The organism is Alcanivorax sp. HI0083 (assembly GCF_001635175.1).
Genome location: NZ_LWFX01001590.1, coordinates 1 through 769, shown reverse-complemented (window position 1 = coordinate 769; position 769 = coordinate 1). Strand labels below are relative to the sequence as shown.

The following is a 769-nucleotide window of genomic DNA, read 5'->3' as shown; positions in this document are numbered from 1 at the left end:
TAACGTGCGTGCCTACCAGGATCGCGGCATTCTTCCGCCCCCGGAAAAGCGCGGCCGCACCGGTATTTATACCGACGTGCACCTGGCCCGGTTGAAAATTATCGGCGCCCTGCTGGAGCGCGGTTACACGCTCAACAACATCCGCGACCTGCTCAGCGCCTGGGAACAGGGCCGCGAGCTCAACGATATTCTCGGCCTGGAAGTGGCCGTTACTTCCTGGCAGAACCCCAGCGTCCCCTCCTACGTGGACTACCAGGACCTGCTCGATGACTTTGGTGAAGACATCACCCCGGAAGTGATGACCAAGGCGGTCAAGCTCGGCTATATCATCCCCGAAGGCATGCGTCTGCGCCTGCCCTACCCGCGCGTCTACAACGCCGGCAAGGAACTCAGCGAAGCCGGCGTGCCGCTGGATGCAGTGCTTACCCATGTGAGCCTGGTCCGCGAAGAAGTGGACAAGCTGGCCGAACGCTTTATCGGCATGATCATCCACCACCTGGTGGACGAGAAATACGGCGACGAAGCCCTCCCGGAAGGCGAAGACGTGCCCAAGCTGGCCGACTTCATCACCCGCATTCGCCCGCTGGCGGATGCCGTGGTCAGCGATGAACTGGGCCGGGTACTGGAAAAGAGCATCAACAAGATTCTCGTCGATCGCCTGGCCAACGTGCTGGCGCATATGGAAAAGAATATCTGAAAAGCAGTTACAAGTTTAAAGTTTAAAGTTGCAAAGCGCGGGGCAAGCCTCAGGTTTTTGAAATGCCGTGCC

At 58.9% G+C, this 769-nt stretch carries 1 protein-coding gene; it reads left to right on the top strand.

The genetic code is table 11. The features are described 5' to 3' along the window. A partial coding sequence (locus tag A3754_RS23695) for a MerR family transcriptional regulator (protein WP_063521518.1) occupies positions 1 to 697 on the top strand: 697 nt, incomplete at its 5' end. Positions 698 to 769: the final 72 nt, after the last annotated feature.